At 66.3% G+C, this 21,375-nt stretch carries 20 protein-coding genes; 11 read left to right on the top strand and 9 right to left on the bottom strand.

Translation table 11 applies throughout. From position 1 onward, the window contains the following. Positions 1-60 precede the first annotated feature (60 nt). Positions 61-1,602, top strand: coding sequence for a helicase HerA-like domain-containing protein (locus tag NPJ82_RS13550; protein WP_342657676.1), 1,542 nt, complete (start codon positions 61-63; stop codon positions 1,600-1,602). A gap of 117 nt (positions 1,603-1,719) precedes the next feature. Here NPJ82_RS13550 and NPJ82_RS13545 read toward each other — a convergent pair whose 3' ends face one another. Further along, positions 1,720-2,676 (bottom strand): 2-oxoglutarate and iron-dependent oxygenase domain-containing protein, encoded by a 957-nt coding sequence (locus tag NPJ82_RS13545; RefSeq protein WP_342657675.1) that lies wholly within the window; start codon positions 2,674-2,676, stop codon positions 1,720-1,722. 130 nt (positions 2,677-2,806) lie between these two features. Here NPJ82_RS13545 and NPJ82_RS13540 point away from each other — a divergent pair, with 130 nt between their 5' ends. The 5 genes from NPJ82_RS13540 to NPJ82_RS13520 all read left to right on the top strand — a co-directional run bounded on the left by NPJ82_RS13540 (position 2,807) and on the right by NPJ82_RS13520 (position 6,511). Beyond that, entirely contained in the window at positions 2,807-4,042 is a 1,236-nt protein-coding gene (locus tag NPJ82_RS13540; RefSeq protein ID WP_112381754.1) for a multidrug effflux MFS transporter, read from the top strand. Between the two features lie 69 nt (positions 4,043-4,111). Then, positions 4,112-4,453, top strand: a complete 342-nt coding sequence (locus tag NPJ82_RS13535; RefSeq protein ID WP_112381753.1) for a DNA primase — start codon at positions 4,112-4,114, stop codon at positions 4,451-4,453. 400 nt (positions 4,454-4,853) lie between these two features. After that, complete coding sequence (locus NPJ82_RS13530) at positions 4,854-5,459, top strand: opacity protein (protein ID WP_112381268.1); 606 nt, start codon at positions 4,854-4,856, stop codon at positions 5,457-5,459. Positions 5,460-5,666: 207 nt separating this feature from the next. Continuing rightward, entirely contained in the window at positions 5,667-5,909 is a 243-nt protein-coding gene (locus NPJ82_RS13525) for a hypothetical protein (protein ID WP_342659023.1), read from the top strand. A 41-nt stretch (positions 5,910-5,950) separates the two neighbouring features. Then, positions 5,951-6,511, top strand: coding sequence for a thermonuclease family protein (locus NPJ82_RS13520; RefSeq protein ID WP_342657674.1), 561 nt, complete (start codon positions 5,951-5,953; stop codon positions 6,509-6,511). A 118-nt stretch (positions 6,512-6,629) separates the two neighbouring features. On the opposite strand, the gene NPJ82_RS13515 is transcribed toward NPJ82_RS13520, so the two are convergent. Both NPJ82_RS13515 and NPJ82_RS13510 read right to left on the bottom strand, forming a co-directional pair. Continuing rightward, positions 6,630-7,688 carry a ribonucleotide-diphosphate reductase subunit beta gene (locus tag NPJ82_RS13515; protein ID WP_112381267.1) on the bottom strand — a complete coding sequence of 353 codons (1,059 nt, stop codon included), beginning with the start codon at positions 7,686-7,688 and terminating at the stop codon, positions 6,630-6,632. 72 nt (positions 7,689-7,760) lie between these two features. Continuing rightward, positions 7,761-7,991, bottom strand: a complete 231-nt coding sequence (locus tag NPJ82_RS13510; RefSeq protein WP_342657673.1) for a hypothetical protein — start codon at positions 7,989-7,991, stop codon at positions 7,761-7,763. 26 nt (positions 7,992-8,017) lie between these two features. On the opposite strand from NPJ82_RS13510, the gene NPJ82_RS13505 reads away from it, so the two are divergent. Then, positions 8,018-8,266 (top strand): DUF2171 domain-containing protein, encoded by a 249-nt coding sequence (locus tag NPJ82_RS13505; RefSeq protein ID WP_112381266.1) that lies wholly within the window; start codon positions 8,018-8,020, stop codon positions 8,264-8,266. A 211-nt stretch (positions 8,267-8,477) separates the two neighbouring features. On the opposite strand, the gene NPJ82_RS13500 is transcribed toward NPJ82_RS13505, so the two are convergent. Together NPJ82_RS13500 and NPJ82_RS13495 are read right to left on the bottom strand one after the other, a co-directional pair. Next, a complete protein-coding gene (locus NPJ82_RS13500; protein WP_342657672.1) occupies positions 8,478-10,313 on the bottom strand; it encodes a ribonucleoside-diphosphate reductase subunit alpha in 1,836 nt (611 codons plus the stop codon). 636 nt (positions 10,314-10,949) lie between these two features. Further along, on the bottom strand, positions 10,950-11,606 hold the full coding sequence (locus NPJ82_RS13495) for a 2OG-Fe(II) oxygenase (protein ID WP_342657671.1): 657 nt from the start codon (positions 11,604-11,606) through the stop codon (positions 10,950-10,952). A gap of 134 nt (positions 11,607-11,740) precedes the next feature. On the opposite strand from NPJ82_RS13495, the gene NPJ82_RS13490 reads away from it, so the two are divergent. Next, entirely contained in the window at positions 11,741-12,181 is a 441-nt protein-coding gene (locus NPJ82_RS13490) for a DMT family transporter (protein WP_267350234.1), read from the top strand. Between the two features lies 1 nt (position 12,182). Here the strand turns inward: NPJ82_RS13490 and NPJ82_RS13485 are convergent, their stop codons facing one another. After that, positions 12,183-14,828, bottom strand: coding sequence for an EAL domain-containing protein (locus NPJ82_RS13485; RefSeq protein ID WP_342657670.1), 2,646 nt, complete (start codon positions 14,826-14,828; stop codon positions 12,183-12,185). A 106-nt stretch (positions 14,829-14,934) separates the two neighbouring features. Between NPJ82_RS13485 and NPJ82_RS13480 the strand changes: the two genes are divergently transcribed. After that, a complete protein-coding gene (locus tag NPJ82_RS13480; RefSeq protein WP_342657669.1) occupies positions 14,935-16,455 on the top strand; it encodes a fumarate hydratase in 1,521 nt (506 codons plus the stop codon). An 11-nt stretch (positions 16,456-16,466) separates the two neighbouring features. Continuing rightward, a complete protein-coding gene (locus NPJ82_RS13475) occupies positions 16,467-16,991 on the top strand; it encodes a GNAT family N-acetyltransferase (RefSeq protein WP_342657668.1) in 525 nt (174 codons plus the stop codon). 374 nt (positions 16,992-17,365) lie between these two features. On the opposite strand, the gene NPJ82_RS13470 is transcribed toward NPJ82_RS13475, so the two are convergent. After that, positions 17,366-17,881: a hypothetical protein gene (locus NPJ82_RS13470; protein ID WP_342657667.1), complete on the bottom strand. Its 516-nt coding sequence runs from the start codon at positions 17,879-17,881 to the stop codon at positions 17,366-17,368. Positions 17,882-17,991: 110 nt separating this feature from the next. On the opposite strand from NPJ82_RS13470, the gene NPJ82_RS13465 reads away from it, so the two are divergent. After that, complete coding sequence (locus NPJ82_RS13465) at positions 17,992-18,366, top strand: PRC-barrel domain-containing protein (protein WP_342657666.1); 375 nt, start codon at positions 17,992-17,994, stop codon at positions 18,364-18,366. A 55-nt stretch (positions 18,367-18,421) separates the two neighbouring features. Here the strand turns inward: NPJ82_RS13465 and uvrB are convergent, their stop codons facing one another. Both uvrB and NPJ82_RS13455 read right to left on the bottom strand, forming a co-directional pair. Continuing rightward, positions 18,422-20,611: an excinuclease ABC subunit UvrB gene (gene uvrB, locus NPJ82_RS13460; RefSeq protein ID WP_112381258.1), complete on the bottom strand. Its 2,190-nt coding sequence runs from the start codon at positions 20,609-20,611 to the stop codon at positions 18,422-18,424. A 70-nt stretch (positions 20,612-20,681) separates the two neighbouring features. Further along, positions 20,682-21,308: a DUF1275 family protein gene (locus NPJ82_RS13455; protein WP_342657665.1), complete on the bottom strand. Its 627-nt coding sequence runs from the start codon at positions 21,306-21,308 to the stop codon at positions 20,682-20,684. Positions 21,309-21,375: the final 67 nt, after the last annotated feature.

The following is a 21,375-nucleotide window of genomic DNA, read 5'->3' as shown; positions in this document are numbered from 1 at the left end:
GCCGTCGCGGGAAACTGCGGCGGTCCTTTTCTTTTGGGGCGGGCGCGATAGGCTGGCGCGATGGACGGCATCTTCCTCGGCTCCGATGGGGCGACGCCCCAGATCCTCGATCTGCACCGCGCCAACCGGCATGGCCTGATCGCCGGTGCGACGGGCACGGGCAAGACGGTGACGCTGCAGCGCATGGTGGAGGGGTTCGCACGCGCCGGGGTGCCGAGCTTCGTCGCGGATGTGAAAGGCGACCTGTCCGGGCTGGGCATGGCGGGATCGCCGACCGCCAGGACGCACGGTGCTTTCACGACGCGCGCGGCGGAGGTGGGGCTGACCGACTGGGCCTATGCGGCGATGCCGGTGCAATATTGGGACCTGTTCGGGCGGCAGGGACATCCGGTGCGCGCCACCGCGAGCGAGATGGGGCCGGTGCTGCTCGCCCGCATGATGGGCCTGAACGCGGTGCAGGAGGGGGTGCTAACCATCGCCTTCCATCTGGCGGACCGGGAGGGGCTGTTGCTGCTCGACCTGGACGATCTTCAGGCGATGCTGGCCGCGTGTGCTGCCAGGGCGGACGAGCTGACCGCGACCTATGGCAATGTGTCCAAGCAATCGGTGGGGGCGATCCAGCGCGCGTTGCTGCAGTTGCGTGCGCAAGGAGCGGAGCATTTCTTTGGCGAGCCGGCGCTGGCGCTATCCGACCTGATCCGTACCGACGATGCCGGGCAGGGCGTGGTCAACATATTGGCGGCGGACCAGTTGATGGCGAGCCCGAAGCTGTATGCGACGTTCCTGCTATGGCTGTTGTCCGAACTGTTCGAGCAACTGCCGGAGGTGGGCGACCCCGACAAGCCGGTGTTCGTCTTCTTCTTTGACGAGGCGCATCTGCTGTTCGACGATGCGCCGCCGGCGCTCATCGAAAAGATCGAGCAGGTGGTGCGGCTGATCCGGTCAAAGGGTGTCGGCGTGTATTTCATCACCCAGAACCCCGTCGATGTGCCGGAGCGGATTGCAGGGCAGCTGGGCAACCGGGTGCAGCATGCGCTGCGCGCCTTTACCCCGCGCGATCAGGCGGCGGTGCGCTCGGCCGCCGAGACATTCCGCGCCAGTCCCGGCGTGGATGTCGCGACCGCGATCACCGAACTGAAGGTAGGCGAGGCGCTGGTTTCGCTGTTGCAGGCGGATGGCGCGCCGGCACCCGTCACGCGTACGTTGATCGCGCCGCCGGTCAGTCGGGTGGGGCCGGTGACGGCTGAGGAACGGCGCGTGCTGGTGGCGACCGATGCGGTGGGCGACCGGTACGACGTTGCGGTCGATCGGGAGTCGGCGGAGGAGGTGCTGGCGGCCAAGGCGGAAGCGGCGGCGGCTTCTGCGGCGGCGGACAAGGCGGAAGCAGCGGCGGCGAAGGAGGCGAAGCGGGGTGGGGCCAGGTCCAACTGGGACGTGATGGCGACCAGTGCGGCGCGGGCGGCGAGCTCTTCGCTGGGGCGGCAGGTGGCCAACGAGATCGGGCGGCAGGTGTTTGGCGGCAAGCGGCGACGCGCCTCCGGCGGGGGCGCTGTGATGGGCGCGGTGGTGCGCGGCGTGCTGGGGGGATTGTTTCGCGGCTGATATGCCGGGAAAGGGGCGGGCAAGCCGTGTTGCGCTGCGTGGCCGCCCCTCACCCTCCCACTGCCTGCCGGCAGTGGGCCCCTCCCTCTCCCCGGAGGGGAGAGGGGTAGGATGTGCTTACTTCTTGATCAGGCCGATTTCGACCAGGCGCTCGTAGAGATAGTCGTGCGCGGTGATCGGCGTTTCGTAGCGGTTGGGATTGTCCGCGGTGATCGTGCCGGGCAGCGTTTCGATCAGGAAATCGGGCGCGGGATGCAGGAAGAAGGGCATCGAATAGCGCGAATGGCCGCGCCGCTCGGGCGGCGGGTTGACGACGCGGTGGGTGGTCGAGGGCAGGACGTGGTTGGTCAGGCGCTGCAGCATGTCGCCGACATTGACCACCATCGCGCCCTCCGGCGGCTTGATCGACAGCCACTGGCCCGAATCGCGGTCGAGCAGTTCGAGGCCGGCCTCCTCCGCGCCGAGCAGCAGCGTGATGAGGTTGATGTCCTCATGCGCGCCGGCGCGCACCCCTTCGGCATCGGCGGGAATGGGGGGATAGTGGAGCAGGCGCAGGACCGAATTGCCGTCGCGGACCGCCGGGTCGAACCAGTCCGGCGCCAGCTTCAGGTGGCGGGCGATGGCGGAAAGCAGGCGGTCGCCGGCGCGGTCGAACGCGGCGAACAGCTCGACAAAGGTATCCTTGAACCCTTCCGGGCGGGTCGGCCAGATATTGGCAGGCATCCGGTCGGCGAAGCGGTGCCCGGCGGGCAGCTCGCGGCCGACATGCCAGAATTCCTTGAGGTCGACGACCTTGGCATCCTTGGCGATCTCGGTCTTGAACGGCGTATAGCCGCGCGCGCCGCCGCCGCCGGGAACGTGATATGCCCGCTTCTCGTCCTCGGGCAGGTCGAACAGCGCGCGGGTCTCACCCCAGGCGCGCTCGATCAGGTCCTGGGGGATGCCGTGATCGGCGACGATGGCGAAGCCGAAGCGTTCGAACGAGCCACCGAAATCGGCGGCGAAGCCATCGGGATCATGGGCCTGATCGTTGAGGCTGAGGATCGGCACCTGGGCCGTGGGCGTATCGAGCATGCAAGCCTGTCCAAACAAAAAGCGTCCTGAAGCCGTCATATAGGATGTGCGGGGCGCGGCGGATAGCGGCGGCGGCAGCCTGCGTACGATGGGTTCCGCGCATCGCACGGCGCCGCTATGGACAGCGATCATGACCGATTCCCCCTCGCATCCCGCGCCGGACAGTCCGGGCGCGCCGATCGGCTTTGTCGAATTCGTACTGCTGGTCGCCGCGCTGATGGCGCTGGCGGCGCTGGGGATCGATTCGATGCTGCCTGCGCTGCCCGCGATCGGCGACAGCCTGGATGTGCGCGATCCCAACGCCCGCCAGTTCGTCATTACCGCCTTCCTGATCGGGTTCGGCGTCGCGCAACTGGCGCATGGGCCCCTGGCGGATCGGTTCGGGCGGCGGCGCGTGCTGATCTGTGCGCTGGTCGGCTATGTGATCGCCAATGCGCTGGCCGCGGTGGCGGGCAGCTTCACGCTGCTGCTGGCGGCGCGGGTGTGCGGGGGCGCGGCGGTGGCGGCGACGCGGGTGGCGACGGTGGCGCTGGTGCGCGACTGTTACCAGGGGCGCGCCATGGCCAAGGTGATGTCGATCGCCTTCATGGTGTTCATGGTGGTGCCGGTGCTGGCGCCCGCCTTCGGCGAATTCATGCTGATCTTCGGCCGGTGGCGGGTGATCTTCTGGGCGATCGCCGGCTTGGCCGCGCTGGTGCTGGCGTGGTTCGCGATCCGCATGCCCGAGACGCTGGTCCCTGAGCGGCGGCTGGCGATCGCGCCGGGGCGGATCGCGCGCGGCTGGTTGCAGACGGTGAGCGACCGGCTGTCGCTAGGTTATACGCTGGCCTCCACCGCGCTGATGGGGGCGCTGTACGGCTATCTGAACTCGGTACAGCAGATCATGGCGGAGACGTTCGGGCGGCCCGCACTGCTGGCCGTGGTGTTCGCGACGACCGCGGCGACGATGGCGGTGGCGAACCTGCTCAATTCCCAGATCGTGATGCGGCTGGGTACGCGGTTGATCAGCCATGGTGCGGTGACCGCGCTGATCCTGCTGTCGGCGATCCATCTGGCGGTGGTTTGGACGGGGCACGAGACGCTGTGGGCGTTCGGCATCCTCCAGGGGCTGACCATGGCGTGCTTCGGCCTCGCGACGTCCAACTTCTCGGCGATGGCGATGGAGAATATGGGCGGGATCGCCGGCACCGCCTCCAGCGTGCAGGGCTTTACCAGCATCACCTTCGGATCGGTGATCGGTGCGCTGATCGGTCAGGCGTTCGACGGCACGCCCGTGCCGCTGGTCGCGGGCTTCCTGGTGGCAGGGCTGATCGCCTTCGGCCTGGTGTTCGTCACCGAGCGCGGCCACGTCTTCCGCCGCGGCTGACGGAACCCGGCCCGGCGCCCCGCCGTTCGACCTCCACGATTTGCATGGGTTGTGGAGAAGGAGTCGATCATGGGCGGACATCAGGTTCAGGGCCGGGGCACGGGCGACGACGGCTGGGACGAGGAAGGCTATGACGAAAGCCAGCGTGCCGAGATCCTGGAAGCGACGCGCAATGGCCCGACCGACGGCGTGCTGCTGACCGATGTCGATCCCGATCTGGGCGACGACGATGCCGAGGACGAGCCGATCGACGAACTGGACATGGATTCCGAAGAGGTGGGCGAAAGCGACGCCACGGTGACCATGGACGAGGACGATATCGACGAGGACGACGTCCAGGACGATTTCGACGCCGATACTGTCGAGGATGACGAACTCGACGACAAGGATGATGCCGCGCTGCGTCCCTGATCCGATACGAAATGCCGGGGCCGGCGTTCCAGCCGATGGAGCGCCGGCTTTTTCGTGTCTTCACAACAGTGTCACATCGCGGCGCAATAGCGGGCGTGGCTTCTCTGCATGCCCCGCGCCGATCCTGCGCCACCGTGAGGACGACAGCTCAGGCTTGATTTGCCTCAATATTGGCGCAAATCCGCCATTCTTGCGGCGTTTCCGGGGCGCGGCCACAGCAAGCCCGCAATTCGTTAATCCAGGTGACAGGAAGTGTTGCGTCGCAGCAACACCGGGGGAAAAGGCGCGCATCCGGGATCATCTTTGTGCAACTCCCGCCGGTTTGCGCGGTTAAGCGGGTCCTGGGCCACGCGGCACACTGGATCGCGGCCCCCCAAATAGAAGAAGAAGGGTATCTCTCATGCGTAAGCTTTCCCTCGCAGCCGCGATTGCGGCCGCGTTCGTCGCCGTTCCCGCAGCGGCCCAGGACACCTATTCCGACTCGTCGGCCCCCGCGACGGCGCCGGACGGCACCAAGGCGTTCGGGTTCGAGCCGTATGTGGCGGTGATGGGCGGCTGGGAAGGTTTCGACCGTCGCGTCGGCCACGGCATCCCCAACACGCCGATCGGCGGCCGCAAGCTGCAGGGCGCGATCGTCAACGGCATCGTCGGCGCGAACATTCCGCTGGGTCCGGTGTTCGTCGGCGCCGAGGGTGAAGTGATGAAGGGCGTCGACGGCGCGATCGACTGGGGCTACGGCGCCGCCGGCCGCTTCGGCTTCCGCTCGGGCGAGAGCGGCCTGTTCTACGGCAAGGTCGGCTATCGCTGGGTCAACTTCGACCGGTTCGGCAACAACAGCCCCGACTATCACGCGATGACCTACGGCGTCGGCGCCGAAGTCGGCCCCAAGGACATCGGCCTGGGCGGCCTGACCGGCAATTCGGGCCTGCGCTTCCGCGTAGAGGTCTCGACCTTCGGCAACGCGGACAGCTTCCGCCCGACGGCCGGCCTCGTCGCACACTTCTGATCGGTTACCGATCCAGTAAAAGCGTACCAGTACCGCGTACATCAGCGGGGTCCGGCCAGGTGCCGGGCCCCGTTTTCTTTTGCGTGTGTGCCACCCCATATCGGCGGCATGAGCGGACGGGTGAAGCGCAAGGCGGCGTTGGCGGCCGGGGAGGCGAGGGCGGCGGCGGTGGCATCCGATGCCGGGCTGTGCGCGCTGTGCGGCCGTATGCTGGGGCGCCGGGTGGAATGGCACCATGTCGTGCCCAAGAGCGAGGGCGGACGCGAGACGGTGCCGGTGCATCCGATCTGCCACCGCACCATCCATGCGCTCGTGTCCAATGCGGATCTGGCGCGGCATTTCGCCGACCTGAAAACCCTGCGCGCGCGAGAGGATATGGCGCGTTACCTGAGGTGGATTGCCAACAAGCCGCCCGATTTCCATGCGCCGACACGGAAAATGCAAGGCTGAGGCTGGTTGCCGTCACGCAGGCCGACTCCTAACGCGTTGTTATGGCACGAAGTGGTTTGCGGGTTTCGTCGGGTGGTTTCCTGCGTGACGGGCGCCTCGTCCTGATCGGACTGGCGCTGGGGCTGGCCCTGCCGCATGTCGCGGACTGGCGGCAGGTGGGCGATGCGGTCGCGGGGGAGATCGGCGTGACCGATCTGGAACGCGTGCTGCGCCGCCTGTGGCCGGGCCAGTGGGCGCCGATGGGCGAGGCGGCGAGCGGCCGGTTCGTCCGCTGCCGGCGGGGTGATCGGGCGGACTGCGTCGTCGATGGCGACACGTTCCGCATGGGCGGCGATACCATCCGCATCGCCGACATCGACACGCCCGAAACGCACCCGCCCCGCTGCGCCGCCGAGGCGCGCAAGGGCGAGGCGGCGACGGAGCGGATGCGCGAACTGTTGAGTGCAGGGCCGTTCGTGATGGAGCCGCAACCCCGCGCGCGCGACAAATATGGGCGCAAGCTGGCGGTGGTCAGCCGCGACGGCGTGTCGCTGGGCGCGCAACTCGTCGAGGAGGGGCTGGCGCGGCCCTATGCGGGGGGCAAGCGGCGGGGTTGGTGTTGAGGAACGGCTGGCGCGGGCAACGCCCGCGCTGACGTCGGCCGACGCTGCTGGCGTCGCCGGCCCGGCGCACCGCCGGGTGGCGCGGGTTAGCAGCCGCCAACCCGCGGCGCGGCGCGGCTTACTCCGCCGCCACCCCGGCTTGCGAGAACATGTCGCCCATGCCCGCGGGAGCTTCCTCGTTCGCCGGCTTGGCGCCCTTGGCCTTTTGACGCTTGTCGAACGAATCCCACACGTCGTTCCACTGGCCCTTGGTCGCGGCCTTGGAATATTCGGTGGCACGCTGCTCGAAGAAGTTGGCGTGCTCGACGCCGTTCAGCATCGGCGCGAGCCAGGGCAGGGGATGCTCGTCGATCATGTAGATCGGCTTCAGGCCGAGCTGGCCCATCCGCCAGTCGGCGATGTAGCGGATATACTTCTTGATCTCCTTGGGCTTCATCCCCTCGACCGGGCCCATTTCGAAGGCGAGATCGATGAAATTGTCCTCCAGGCGGATCGTCGTCTGGCAGACATCGGCGATGTCGTCCTTCACCGCCTTGGTCAGGCACTGGCGCTCGTGGCAGAAGGTGTGGAACATCTTGATGATGCCCTCGCAGTGCAGGCTTTCGTCGCGGATCGACCAGGTGACGATCTGGCCCATGCCCTTCATCTTGTTGAAGCGCGGGAAGTTCATCAGCATCGCGAAGCTGGCGAACAGCTGCACGCCCTCGGTGAAGCCGCCGAACATGGCCAGCGTGCGGGCGATGTCCTCGTCCGAATCGACGCCGAAATTCTGCATGTAATCATGCTTTTCCTTCATCTCGGCATATTCGAGGAAGGCGCCATACTCGCTTTCGGGCATGCCGATCGTGTCGAGCAGATGGCTGTAGGCGGCGATGTGCACCGTCTCCATGTTGCTGAACGCGGTCAGCATCATCTTGATCTCGGTCGGCTTGAACACGCGGCCATATTTCTCGTGGTAGCAGTCCTGCACCTCGACATCGGCCTGGGTGAAGAAGCGGAAGATCTGGGTGAGCAGGTTGCGCTCGTGATCCGACAGCTTCTGCGCCCAGTCGCGGCAATCCTCGCCCAGCGGCACCTCTTCGGGGAGCCAGTGGAGCTGCTGCTGACGCTTCCAGAACTCGAACGCCCAGGGGTATTCGAACGGCTTGTACTGCTTGGAGGCCTGAAGGAGGGACATGGGATTACTCCGGTACGAAGAAGGGGAAGGAATGCGCGGCGCCGGTGACGTCGCGGGAAACGGGGGTGGCGGTCATGGCGCGATGCTCCATGCCTTGAGTGCCGCGGCGGAGGCGGCGAGCGAGGCGGCGCTGGCCAGCGCCATGATGCCGATCATGCGATAGGCATAGACCTTGCCCGCGCTTTGCGGACGGGTGAGCGCCAGCAGCAGCGCGCCGCCGACCAGGGCGAGCACGCCGGCGACGATATACATGATCGCCCAGCCGGTCACGATGCCACCATTTCGGGTGCGGTGCGTTGGCACGTCGAACCCATCACAGGAGGAAAACGATGGTCGATATCAGCCAGATCCAGGAACACGCAGAAGTCATCGGCGCGGACGGCACGCATGTCGGCACCGTCGACCATGTCGAAGGTGACCGCATCAAGCTGACGAAGAACGATTCGCCGCAGACCGAGGACGGGCAGGGCGCCAAGCATCATTACATCTCGGTCGGCCTGGTCGCGGACATCGAGGACGGCAAGGTCCGCCTCTCCGCCAACGGCGCCGAAGCGGTGACGTTCGAAGAGACGGAGTGATCGATCCTGTCCCTCTCCCATCGGGAGAGGGAGGGAACGGCCGTCAGGCCGCGGAAGGGTGAAGGGGCTGTCCGTCAAGAGCGGCCCCTTTGCTTTAAAGCTGTCATCTCGCTTCCTTGCCGCCACGCCGTCAGACGGAGCCGCTGCGCGGCACCGCTGCCCGCCGTGGCGAGGCTTCGGATCGCTTACGCGATCCGAAGTCGCCCGCACCTCACTGACACGCCAGGCATTCGTCATAGTCGGTGGACTCGCCCAGATCGAACTTCGGCTTGTCGATCGTGTTGTCCGCCTCGACGCCGCCCGATCCTTCCGAACCTGCGAAGCCGGCGCGCTGGACGGACTTGGAACGCAGATAATAGAGCGACTTGATGCCCAGTTCCCAGGCGCGGAAGTGGAGCATCAGCAGGTCCCACTTCTCGACATCGGCCGGGATGAACAGGTTGAGCGACTGTGCCTGGTCGATGAACGGCGTGCGGTCACCGGCGAGTTCGAGCAGCCAGCGCTGGTCGATCTCGAAGCTGGTCTTGTACACATCCTTTTCTTCCTGGGTCAGGAAGTCGAGATGCTGGACCGAGCCGCCATGCTCCAGGATCGAACTCCACACCGCCTCGGAATTCTTGCTCTTCTGGTTGAGCAGCTTTTCCAGATACGGGTTCTTGACCGCGAAGCTGCCCGAAAGCGTCTTGTGTGTATAGATATTGGCCGGGATCGGCTCGATGCAGGCGCTGGTGCCGCCGCAGATGATCGAGATCGACGCAGTCGGCGCGATCGCCATCTTGCACGAGAAACGCTCCATCACGCCGACATCGGCGGCGTCGGGGCAGGGCCCGCGCTCGACCGCCAGCGTCATCGACGCCTGGTTCACCTGCGCGTTGACATGCTTGAACATGCGCAGGTTCCACGACTTGGCCATCGCACCCTCGAACGGGATGCCTCGCGCCTGGAGGAAGGAGTGGAAGCCCATGACCCCGAGGCCCACCGAACGCTCGCGCCCCGCGGAATAGGCGGCACGCTCCATGCCCGGCTCGTGCCGGTCGATATAGTCCTGCAACACATTGTCGAGGAAGCGCATCACGTCCTCGATGAACTGCTTGTCGTCCTTCCACTGGTCCCAGGTTTCCAGGTTGAGCGACGACAGGCAGCAGACCGCGGTACGGTCGTTGCCCAGATGATCGACGCCGGTCGGCAGCGTGATTTCCGAGCACAGGTTCGAGGTCGAGACCTTCAGGCCCAGATCGCGGTGATGCTTGGGCATGGTCGAGTTCACGTGATCGGCGAAGACGATGTACGGCTCGCCGGTCTGGAGACGGGTTTCGACCAGCTTCTGGAAGAGCGAGCGCGCGTCGAGCGTGGCGCGGACCTCGCCCGTCTTGGGGCTCTTGAGCTGCCATTCGGCGCCGTCGCGCACCGCTTCCATGAAGGCGTCGGGGATGAGGACGCCGTGATGGAGGTTGAGCGCCTTGCGGTTGAAGTCGCCGCTGGGCTTGCGGATTTCCAGGAACTCCTCGATCTCGGGATGCGAGATGTCGAGATAGCAGGCGGCCGAACCGCGGCGCAGCGATCCTTGGCTGATCGCCAGCGTCAGCGAATCCATGACCCGGACGAACGGGATGATGCCGCTGGTCTTGCCGTTCAGGCCGACCGGCTCGCCGATGCCGCGGACATTGCCCCAATAGGTGCCGATGCCGCCGCCGCGCGAGGCGAGCCACACATTCTCGTTCCAGGTATCGACGATGCCGTTCAGGCTGTCCGGCACCGAATTCAGATAGCAGGAGATGGGCAGGCCGCGCCCCGTGCCGCCGTTCGACAGAACGGGGGTGGCGGGCATGAACCACAGCTTCGAGATATAGTCGTACAGGCGCTGCGCATGGGCGGCGTCATCGGCATAGGCGGAGGCGACACGGACGAACAGGTCCTGGAAGCTCTCGCCCGGGAGCAGATAGCGGTCCTTCAGCGTCTCCTTGCCGAAATCGGTCAGGTTCGCGTCGCGCGCGTGATCGACCTCGACCGGATAGGGCTGGGGCCGAATCGCCTTGCTGTCCGCCACCGCTGCCGCGGGGCAGGGGTGGTGTCGAGCGCCATGCTGGTCTGGCCCTTGTCGATCGTGTCGGTGGTCATGTCGCTGTCCCGGCTGAAGTCCATCGCGAAGCCGCTCCTTGTTCTCAATTCGTTCGACTCGTGGCGTTTGCCCAGTCTAACCCCAAGCGGCTGGATTGTTAGAACAAAAAGAGATCATGCATCGCATTTCGCGCGCACGACACCCCCGCCGAGCCATCATGGATCGGCCGTGTTCATACCAGAGCTTGGGTGGGCCCCTCGCGTCTTATACCAGTGCTTGTGTATAATCCGCGTCAGGCTCGCAAGAGGATAAGCGGTGAGACGAGCATCGGTTCCGGGGGGCGATGCGGCCCCGTCCGGTGCGACGCATGGATGTCTGCGGGGTTCGCGAAGCGCAAGAGGCAAAATATTTTTTTGGGCGGTAAATTGCGCGTGCCGACACAAGGGATGGTGTCCGAAGACATGGCCCACCTACCAGTTCAGGCGGCCGGCCCCGGCGGCAGCGTGACGGGCGCCCGGTGGCCGGAAGGCAGATCGAGCGAGATGTGGACCGCTCACCGGCACCGGCGATCGATCCACATCAGGACGTTGCAGGGCGTAGGGAGGAGCGGCCGGAAGGGGCGGCTCAGCGAGCCCAGGGCTTCTCCCGGAACCACTTGGTCACGATATACTTCGTGCCTTCCAGAACGGGCTGGCCGGCGTGAAGCGTGTGTGGGTTGGACAGGCCCCCCGGCCCGATATTGTTCCAGCACAGCATCGTGCCGGTTTCCGGTTTGAACGCGTGATCGAGATAGTGGAAGAAGGTCTCGCCGCCCTGCTCGGGTTCGTTCAGATAGATCATCGCCGTCCAGGTACGCTGGCCGCAGCGCTGCGTATGGGTGCGTTCCTCGGGGTGATGCGGTTCGAAATAATCGTGGTGCAGCTTGAACTCCTGGCCGACGGCGTACCGCTGACCCTGGATCGGTTCGCCAAGTTCCGGTGCGACGCCCAGGAACAGGGACAGGCGCAGGTCGAGCAGCTGGATGATCGGGGTCGCTGCGTCGAATATGCAGGTTTCGCTGGTGCGCGATACGGTGACGCCATCGGCCACTTCGGAGCGGCGGCGGTTCGCATCGATCAGCCGGACCAGTATTTCGCACTCGTTCGAGTCGAGGAAATTGGGCGCCACCAGCATCTCGACATGAGAATTGAGAAAGCGATGGCCGCCGGCGAAGCGCATGGCGCGTACGGTGGCTTCGTCAACCACCACATCGGTGAAATCGATGGATTGCTGGACGGTCATGGACTTCCTCTCGGATCGGCCGAATGCTGTGGCGGTGCAGGACATGCATAGGGATAGATGGTGAAGATCGATTTAATGGTGGCGTGGCGGCTGGCGAGTTGAACCGCGCGACCGGCGTAGCTACGGGGCGGGCCATGTCCCTCGGCCTGCCCTTCATCCTGATCCTGCTCGCCGGAATCGGCATCGCCGTGCAGGCGCCGACCAATGCGGCTCTTGCCAGAACATCGGGGTCGGTGCTCCTGGCCGCCTTGGTGTCCTTCGTGGTCGGCACGGTGGTGCTGCTGGTCGCCTGGACGGCGCTCGACCGCACCGCGCCGGCGGCGCTGCGGGGGGCGCCGTCCTGGGCGTGGCTCGGTGGCTTCTATGGGGCGGGGTTCGTCGCGGCGATCGCCTTCGCCGCGCCGCGACTGGGGCTGGCGACCGCGCTGACCATCGCGATCGCCAGCCAATTGGCGACCGCTCTCGCGCTCGATCATTTCGGCCTGCTGGGGCTCCGGACCGACCCGGTGACGATGCCCAAGCTGCTGGGCGCCGCGCTGGTGATCGCCGGCGCGGTGCTGGTCCGGCGCGGATAGGTCAGCGCTCACCCGCCTGGCGCAGCGATCGTGCGGGCGGGTTGAGCCGCTCCAGATTGAAATGCTCGGCGAACTGGATGCCCGCGCGACCATCGCGGGCCCAGCGGACCTGGGCGGTGAACATCTGGTCTTCGAGCAGCTCGATCAACAGGTCGACGCCCACCGCCTCGCCGTCGATGGCAAGGCCGTCGATCATCGCCCCCGTCGCGGACATGTCGCGGATGCGGACATCGCCGTCGATCACCGCACCACCCGCATCCCGGACCGCGACGCGGGCGGAGCGAAGCATCTTCACGCGGGGCGCACGGCTGACCCGGAACCCGCTTGCGGTGGCATAGCCGCGCCTGGCGGATAGCTGCGCCAGCGCATCGTCGGCATTGGCCGGCTGGCCATAGACGAAGCCCTGAATATGGCTGCATCCCAGATCGGCAAGGAGCGCGATCTCGTCCTGATGCTCGACACCTTCGGCCGTGGTTTCCATGCCCAGCGTGTCGGCCAGCGTCACGATCGCGCGCACGATCGCGGCGTTGCGGTTGCCGGGCTGCGCGGTGCCGCGGACAAAGGACTGGTCGATCTTGATCTTGTCGATCGGCGCGGTGCGCAGATAGCCGAGGCTGGAATAGCCGGTGCCGAAATCGTCCAGTGCCAGACGGATGCCCAGGCCCTTCAGCGCCTTGAACATCTGGTCGGTATCGGTCGATCCGTCGAGGAACACGCCCTCGGTGATCTCCAGCTCCAGCCGGTCCGGGGCGAGGCCGGCATGGGCGAGCGCGCTGGCGACCAGATCGGGCAGGCGGCGATTGGCGAACTGGATCGGCGAGACGTTGACCGCGACGCGCACCCCGCCCGGCCAGCGTGCCGCCTCGCGACAGGCGGTACGCAATACCCATTCGCCCAGCGGTTCGATCAGGCCGCACTCCTCGGCGATGGGGACGAACTCGGCCGGCGAGACGGCGCCGCGTGTTGGGTGCGTCCAGCGGAGCAGCGCTTCGTAACCGACGATGCGGGCGTCGCCGGTCGCGACGATCGGCTGATAGGCCAGGTGGAAGCTGCCCTGCGCCAGCGCCTCGCGCAGATCGGATTCCAGCCGCTGGCGGGTGCGTGCACCTTCCAGCATCTCGTCGGCATAGAAGCGGTGGACGCCGCGCCCGTCGCCCTTGGCGGCATAAAGGGCAAGGTCGGCATTGCGGACCAGCGTTTCGCCATCCTCGCCGTGATGGGGGGCCATGGCGATGCCGATCGAGCAGCCGATCGTGACCGCGCCGTCATCGATCATATAGGGCTGGGAAAGAGCGGTGATGATCGTGCGCGCCAGCCGCCCCAGCCGTTCGCGGGCATCGATATCGGGGAGCAGCACCTGAAACTCGTCGCCCCCCAGGCGGCCGACCAGCCCGGCGTCACCGACGCATTCCTCCAGCCGCCGGGCCACCTGTTTCAACAGCGTATCGCCCGCCTGATGGCCCAGCGTGTCGTTGACCGCCTTGAACCGGTCGAGATCGAGCAAGAACAGGCTGGCGGGCCGGTATGGGCCGGAATCGCGCGCCAGCGTCTTGTCGAGGGCGGTGCGCATCCGCTGGCGATTGGCAAGGCCGGTCAGGCTGTCGGACAGGGCGAGACGGGTGATCTCCGCCTGCGAACGCCGCTTTTCGGTCAGGTCGGTGCCCGAGCCGATAAAGCCCTGGAACCGGCCGAGCGAGTCGATCATCGGCCGCCCCGAGATCGACCACCAGCGCGCACCCTCCGCATCGGCAGCGGCGCAGACCGAATAGTCCGAAAAGGCGGTGCGGGAGGCGAGATGAAAGGCCAGGGTGCGTTCGGCGCGGGGGGCCAGCGCATCGACCCGGAACAGATCGGCCAGCGCCGCGTCGGTGGTGCGCATGCCGCAGCGGGCCAGGTCGGCGGCAACCTTGTCGGTCAGATAGGTGACGCGGCCATGCCGGTCCGTTTCCCAGAACCAGCCGGTGCCCTGATTCTCGAACTCCGCCACCATCTTGGCGGCGGTGCGGCTCTCGGCCGATTCCTGCGCGTGCGTGTCGGCGGTCGCCCGGTCGACCAGCCCCAGCCGCCGGTTGACCAGGATCAGGGCGCCCAGGCACGACAGTGCGGTGACGAACGTCGCATCCACCCCCTTCAGCGCGCCGATGGTCAAGGCCAGCCCGGCGGCCAGCCCCAGCGTCATCGGCCGCACGTCATGCGCGGCCACGACGCTCAGCCCGATCGCACCGGCCAGCGCCACCATGCAGCCGAGCCGCACCGGATCGGGCAGATCGGTCGCGATCCACATCTGCATGGTCAGCGTCGCGGCGAGCAGTGCGGCGACGGTGGCAAGGACGCGGTGCCGCTGGAAAGGATGCCAGCGTTCGCGCACCATCCAGCGGAGCAGCGGCATGCTGCTCCCCGACAGGAGCAGCGCCAGCCCCGTGAACAGCGCAGCGGGCATCAGCGCGGCGGTCTGGCCACTGCGCGCCAGCATGACGATCAGAAAGGCGGAGGCCGCCGCCTGCGCCACCACCGCAAAGGGCCAGGTGGCGGCAAGCTGGTCCTGCCGGACATGCTGGAGGATCGCCACCTGATCGCGCTCATCCTCGACAAGTCCCAGCAGGCAGGCGATCGATACGGGTCCGTCAAGAAAAGCTGATCGCGGCATGGTGCCGATGCTAGGGGCCCCCAAGTTGCGAAACTGGACAGTGGATGTGGTTAATGCCGGCTGTCCGCCGATTGCATCGCGCGCGCGCATCGCGCAAAGGCCTGCCATGACCACGATCATCCGCGACACCGACCTGATCGAGAGCGTGGCCGACGCGCTCCAGTTCATCAGCTACTATCACCCGATGGATTATATCCGTGCGCTGGGCGAGGCCTATGAGGCCGAGCAGAGCCCCGCCGCCAAGGATGCCATCGCCCAGATCCTGACCAACAGCCGCATGTGCGCCGAGGGGCACCGGCCGATCTGCCAGGATACCGGCATCGTCACCGTGTTCGTCAAATGGGGGCAGGATTGCCGCCTGTCCGGCAACCGGTCCTTGCAGGAGGTGGTCGACGAGGGGGTGCGCCGCGCCTATCTGCATCCCGAAAACAAGCTGCGCGCCTCGATCCTGGCCGATCCGGCCTTCACCCGGCGCAACACGCGCGACAACACGCCCTCGGTGCTGCACGTCGAAATGGTGCCAGGCGCCAAGGTGAGCGTGGACGTCGCCGCCAAGGGTGGCGGCAGCGAGAACAAGTCGAAGTTCAAGATGATGAACCCCAGCGATTCGATCGTCGACTGGGTGCTGGAGATGATCCCGCAAATGGGTGCGGGCTGGTGCCCGCCCGGCATGCTGGGCATCGGCATCGGCGGCACCGCCGAGAAGGCGATGCTGCTCGCCAAGCGGTCGCTGATGGGCGCGATCGACATGGGGCAGCTGCGTGCGCGCGGGCCACGCAACGATATCGAGGCGCTTCGCATCGAACTGATGGACAAGGTCAATGCGCTGGGCATCGGCGCGCAGGGGCTGGGCGGGCTTTCCACCATCCTCGACGTGAAGATCCTCGACTGGCCGACGCATGCGGCGTCCAAGCCCGTCGCGATGATCCCCAATTGCGCCGCAACCCGCCACGCGCATTTCACGCTGGATGGCTCGGGCCCGGTCTATCTGGAAGCGCCCAAGCTGGACGAATGGCCCAAGGTCGACTGGAAGCCCGATGTCGCGGCCAAGCGTGTCGATCTCGACGCGTTGACGCCGGAGGTGGTGCAGAGCTGGAAGCATGGCGACCGGCTGCTGCTGAACGGCAAGATGCTGACCGGGCGCGACGCTGCGCACAAGCGGATCGCCGACATGCTGGCCCGGGGCGAGGCGCTGCCGGTCGAGTTCAAGGGCCGGGTGATCTATTATGTCGGGCCGGTCGATCCGGTGGGCGAGGAAGTGGTGGGCCCGGCCGGGCCGACCACTGCGACGCGCATGGACAAGTTCACGCGCATGATGCTGGAACAGGGCCTGCTGGCGATGGTCGGCAAGGCCGAGCGCGGACCGGCCGCCACCGAGGCGATCAAGGATCACCGCTCCGCCTATCTGATGGCGGTGGGTGGCGCGGCCTATCTGGTCGCACGGGCGATCAAGGGATCGAAGGTGGTCGGGTTCGAGGACCTGGGTATGGAGGCGATCTACGAGTTCGAGGTGCAGGATTTCCCCGTCACCGTCGCGGTGGATGCCGAGGGCCAGAACGTCCACCAGCTCGCCCCACTGGTGTGGCGCGAGAAGATCGCGAAGGAAGGGCTGCTGACGCCGGCCTGAGGCACGCTTGGATGAGCGTGGAGCGCAGGACCGGCTTGCCGGAAGAGACCATCGTCATCCGCGAGGCGTCCGGCGGCGACCACGCGGCGGTGGTGGCCATGCTGGCACCGGTCATTGCTGCGGGCGAAACCTACGCCCTGCCGCGCGACATGGATGCGCAGGCGCTGGCGGGATATTGGTTCGAGAGTGGCAAGCGCACCTTCGTTGCATGTGACGGCGAGGGTGCGCTGCTCGGCAGTTACTATTGCCGCGCGAACCAGATGGGTGGCGGCGCGCATGTAGCCAATTGCGGCTATGTCTCGGCGCCGGCCGCACAGGGACGCGGCGTGGCGCGCGCGATGGCGCTGCATTCCTTCGATATCGCCCGCATGGCGGGCTTCACCGCGATGCAGTTCAACTTCGTGGTGGCGAGCAACAGCCGGGCGGTCGCTTTGTGGCGATCATTGGGTTTCGAGGACGTCGGGCGCGTGCCGGAGGCGTTCGCACATCCGACGCTCGGACTGGTCGACGCGCTGATCCTGTTTCGACGGCTATAACCGAAAACCCTGCGCCGGATATGAGAAGAGGCTGCCGGGAGGCGTCTCTCGACGTCCCGACAGCCCCTAAACATGGTCAGCGGCCGGAGAGCTCCAGCCCGGGAGACCATGCAGGCCTCAAGACCTTGGGGACCATGCCGTTGCTTGGGGGAGGATACCCCCGGCCGGTCCGGCGGTCTTAGAAGCGCGTCCCCCGAACGAACTGAACCGACCCCATTGCTGAACCATGAGACATCGGATCACCTCCTTTCGCTTGTTGATAGCCAATGCGGCCATCACTGGCCGCAGCGCCAATGTGTGATGGCCGGTGCCGATAAACAAGTCTTGTAATGACCGGGCGTTTGGCCGACCCTCTTGCGCCGCCGATGAGTCGATCAGCCGCGGCAATCCTCGATCACCCGACCGATCTCGGCATAGGCCGGCACGACCAGCGGCGGCGTGCCCGGCTGCTCCAGCACGAAGCGGCCGCGGGTGAAGGCCATTGCATCCAGCAGCGAGTCGCCCGCCGCCAATACGGCCGCGCCGCCCGACTGCAGGGGCAATGGGCGCGTGGTACTGGAGGTGCGGATCGTCGCGGTGCCGGCCTGCGCGCCGGCGCGCACCAGCGTGATGCGCCGGGTCGCGGCATCACAGCGCAGCGTCAGCGCTGGCGTACCTGTGCCGAAATTCGCGATCGAGCCGCCCGCCTGACGCGTATAGCGCCACGTACCGGGGGCCAGCGGCCAGTCGCGCCAGTCGGGGCCGAGGGCGACGGTGGGTGCGGGCGGGGGCGGGGTAGGGGCAGCCGGGGCGGGCGGCGGGGGCGATGCCGGCTGGGTGGCGGGGATGCAGGCGGAGACCAGGATGGTGGCCGCGAGTGGTATCAGGCGGAGCAAAGAGGCGAAGCGCATGCCCGCTCTATGGGCGAGGCAGGAGGGCGGCTCAACCTTTCCGGGCGGGCCCGTTGCGACGGAACCGCGCTGCGGGGCGACGGGTTCAACCTGGATCAATGGAGACCCCTATGTCCGACACCGCTGATACCCCTACGCTGCTGCTCGTTCAGGCCAATGTGGCGCACACGATGAAAGTGGAAAGCCGGGACGGCGATACGGTGGGCACCGTATATTCGTTCATGGTCCACAAGCGCAGCGGCAAGGTGACGCATGCGGTCCTGTCGCTGGGCGGCTTCCTCGGCATGGGCAAGAGCTTCTACCCCGTCCCCTTCTCGCTCCTCCAGTTCGATTCGGTGCGCGACCAATACGTCATCACCATCGACCGCCGCCTGCTGGAAGGCGGACCGAGCTGGTCGAACAACGCGCCCGTATTCGACCAGGCCTATGCCGACCGCGTCGCAAGCTATTACAGTGTCGGCAGCGAGAATGTGTCGGTCGAATAGGTAAAGCGATGACGGGGGGCGGTACGATTTGGATCGTGCCGCCCCCCGTTAAGCATCACGCCCGCCGGCCGCTGGCGAATTTCTTGCTCTTGCCGAACCGCGTCTTGCGGGTACCCGGCTTGCCTTCGTTGGAGCGGCCCATGATCGGGGCCTTTTGTTCGTGGACGGGCAGGCCCAGCTCCTCGTTCTCCAACTGACGGATCTCGTCGCGCAGGCGACCGGCCTCCTCGAATTCGAGGTCGGCAGCGGCCTTGCGCATCTTCTTTTCGAGTTCCTCGATATAGGCCCGCAGATTGTGGCCGACCATGTGCGGACGCTCGTCGTCGATCGGCACGGTCACCTGATCGCCCGAGGCGACATGCGCGATGATGTCGCCGATATTCTTGCGTACGGTCGCGGGCGTGATGCCGTGTTCGGCGTTATAGGCCATCTGCTTTTCCCGGCGCCGCGCGGTTTCGCTCATCGCGCGTTCCATCGAGCCGGTGATGCGATCCGCATACAGGATCACGCGACCGTCGACGTTGCGGGCGGCGCGGCCGATCGTCTGGATCAGCGAGGTTTCCGACCGCAGGAATCCCTCCTTGTCGGCGTCCAGGATCGCGACCAGCCCGCATTCGGGAATATCCAGCCCCTCACGCAGCAGGTTGATGCCGATAAGCGCGTCATAGACGCCCAGACGCAGATCGCGGATCAGCTCGATACGCTCCAGCGTCTCGACGTCGGAGTGCATGTAGCGGACCTTGATCCCCGCCTCGTGCATATATTCGGTCAGGTCCTCCGCCATCCGCTTGGTCAGCGTGGTGACAAGCGTGCGGTATCCCCGCTCGGTCGTCTTGCGAACCTCGACGATCAGGTCCTGTACCTGTTCCTCGACCGGCTTGATCTCGATCGGCGGATCGATCAGCCCGGTGGGGCGGATCACCTGTTCGGCAAAGACGCCGCTCGTCTGCTCCATCTCCCAACTGCCCGGCGTCGCCGACACGCACACGGTTTGCGGGCGCATCGCATCCCACTCGTTGAAGCGCAGCGGCCGGTTGTCGATCGCCGAGGGCAGACGGAAGCCATATTCGGCCAGCGTGATCTTGCGACGATGGTCCCCGCGCGACATGCCGTTGATCTGGCCGATGGTGACATGGCTCTCGTCGACGAACAGCACGGCGTTTTCCGGCAGATATTCGAACAGGGTCGGCGGCGGCTCGCCGGGCAGGCGGCCGGTCAGGAAGCGACTGTAATTCTCGATGCCGTTGCAACTGCCGGTCGCCGCGATCATTTCGAGGTCGAAGTTGGTACGCTGTTCGAGCCGCTGGTGTTCGAGCAGCTTTCCCTCCGCTTCCAACTCCTTCAGCCGCTCGGACAATTCATGGCGGATCGCCTCGGCCGCCTGCTTCATCGTCGGGCCGGGGGTGACATAGTGCGAGTTCGCATAGACGCGCACGGAGTTGAGGTTCGCGACCTTCTTGCCGGTGAGCGGATCGAATTCGGTGATCTCCTCGATCTCGTCGCCGAAGAAGGAGATGCGCCACGCCGAATCTTCGTAATGCGACGGGAAGAGTTCCAGCGTGTCGCCCTTTACGCGGAAATTGCCGCGCTGAAAGGCCGCATCGTTGCGCTTGTATTGCAACGCGACGAGCTTGCGCACGATTTCACGCTGATCGACGCTTTGCCCCTTCTTCAGGTCGAAGATCATCGCCGAATAGGTCTCGACCGAACCGATGCCGTACAGGCACGACACCGAAGCGACGATGATGACGTCGTCCCGCTCCAGCAGTGCACGCGTGGCCGAGTGGCGCATGCGGTCGATCGACTCGTTGATCGAGGATTCCTTCTCGATATAGGTGTCGGACCGCGGCACATAGGCTTCGGGCTGGTAATAGTCGTAATAGCTGACGAAATATTCGACCGCGTTGTTCGGGAAGAAGTTCTTGAACTCTCCGTACAACTGCGCGGCCAGGATCTTGTTGGGGGCGAGGATCAGCGCGGGGCGCTGCAACGCCTCGATCGTCTTGGCCATGGTGAAGGTCTTGCCGGAGCCGGTGACGCCGAGCAGCACCTGATCCTTCTCGCCGGCCCGTGCCGCAGCGACCAGTTCGGCAATGGCGGTGGGCTGGTCGCCGCTGGGGGTGTAGTCGGTCACCAGCTCGAAGCGGCGGCCGCCCTCCGCCTTTTCCGGGCGGCTGGGGCGATGGGGGACGAAGGCGGGGCCGGTTTCCGGCTCGTCTAGGGTCGTGCGGATCTGGATGGCCATGGCGGGGATATGGGGCTTTGTTCTCGTTTCGTCACCTGTGCCCACGTAAACGGTTTCGTGCCCTGCAAGTTCAGGCGCGGCGATCGGTCAGAGCGGCGGCCACCGTGAGGATCAGCGCTGCGGCCGTGGCCAGCCACAAGGCATGGGGGCCGGCATGGAGATGCGCGATCGTGCCCAGTGCGGCCCCGGTGACAAGCGCGCTCCACAACAACAGATGCGGGATCCACGCCCAGCCTGCGCCGCCGGTGATCGCGGCGGCGAGCCGCTGGCCCAGCTTGACCAGCGTGCCGGTCATGTAGGTGACGCCGATGCTGACCTCGCCATCACGCTGGAACACGCCATTGGCGGCACCCATCGCCGCGGCCATGACGAAGACGGCGGACGGCCCGTTCAGCAGGGCAGCGACGGCAAGCAGGATGGTGACCAGCAGCAGGACCACTGGCTTTCGCGCCGGGCCCGCCACATGCGCGGCCAACGCGCCGGCGATCACGCCGCCGACAAACGCACCGACCAGTCCGGCTGCGACCGCCGCCATCGGGCCGCCAAGGACAAGATCGACCGCAAGCTGCGTCGAATTGCCGCTCATGAAGGAGACAAACAGGCCGTTCAGGGTGAGAAAGCCGACGGCATCGAGATAGCCAGCCAGCGCCGCGACGCCCGAGGCAAGGAGCCAGAAGCGTTTCCGATATCGGTTCACGAATCGACCCTTACCGGTTGTAGCGGAGGATTGCACGGCGGCTTGCGCGCGCTACGCTGACGATCGT

It is taken from the genome of Sphingomonas sp. NY01, assembly GCF_038809135.1.
Taxonomy (GTDB): Bacteria; Pseudomonadota; Alphaproteobacteria; order Sphingomonadales; family Sphingomonadaceae; genus Sphingomonas; species Sphingomonas carotinifaciens.
Note: the sequence above shows the minus strand (reverse complement) of the source record. Positions and strands in the feature narration are given on the sequence as shown.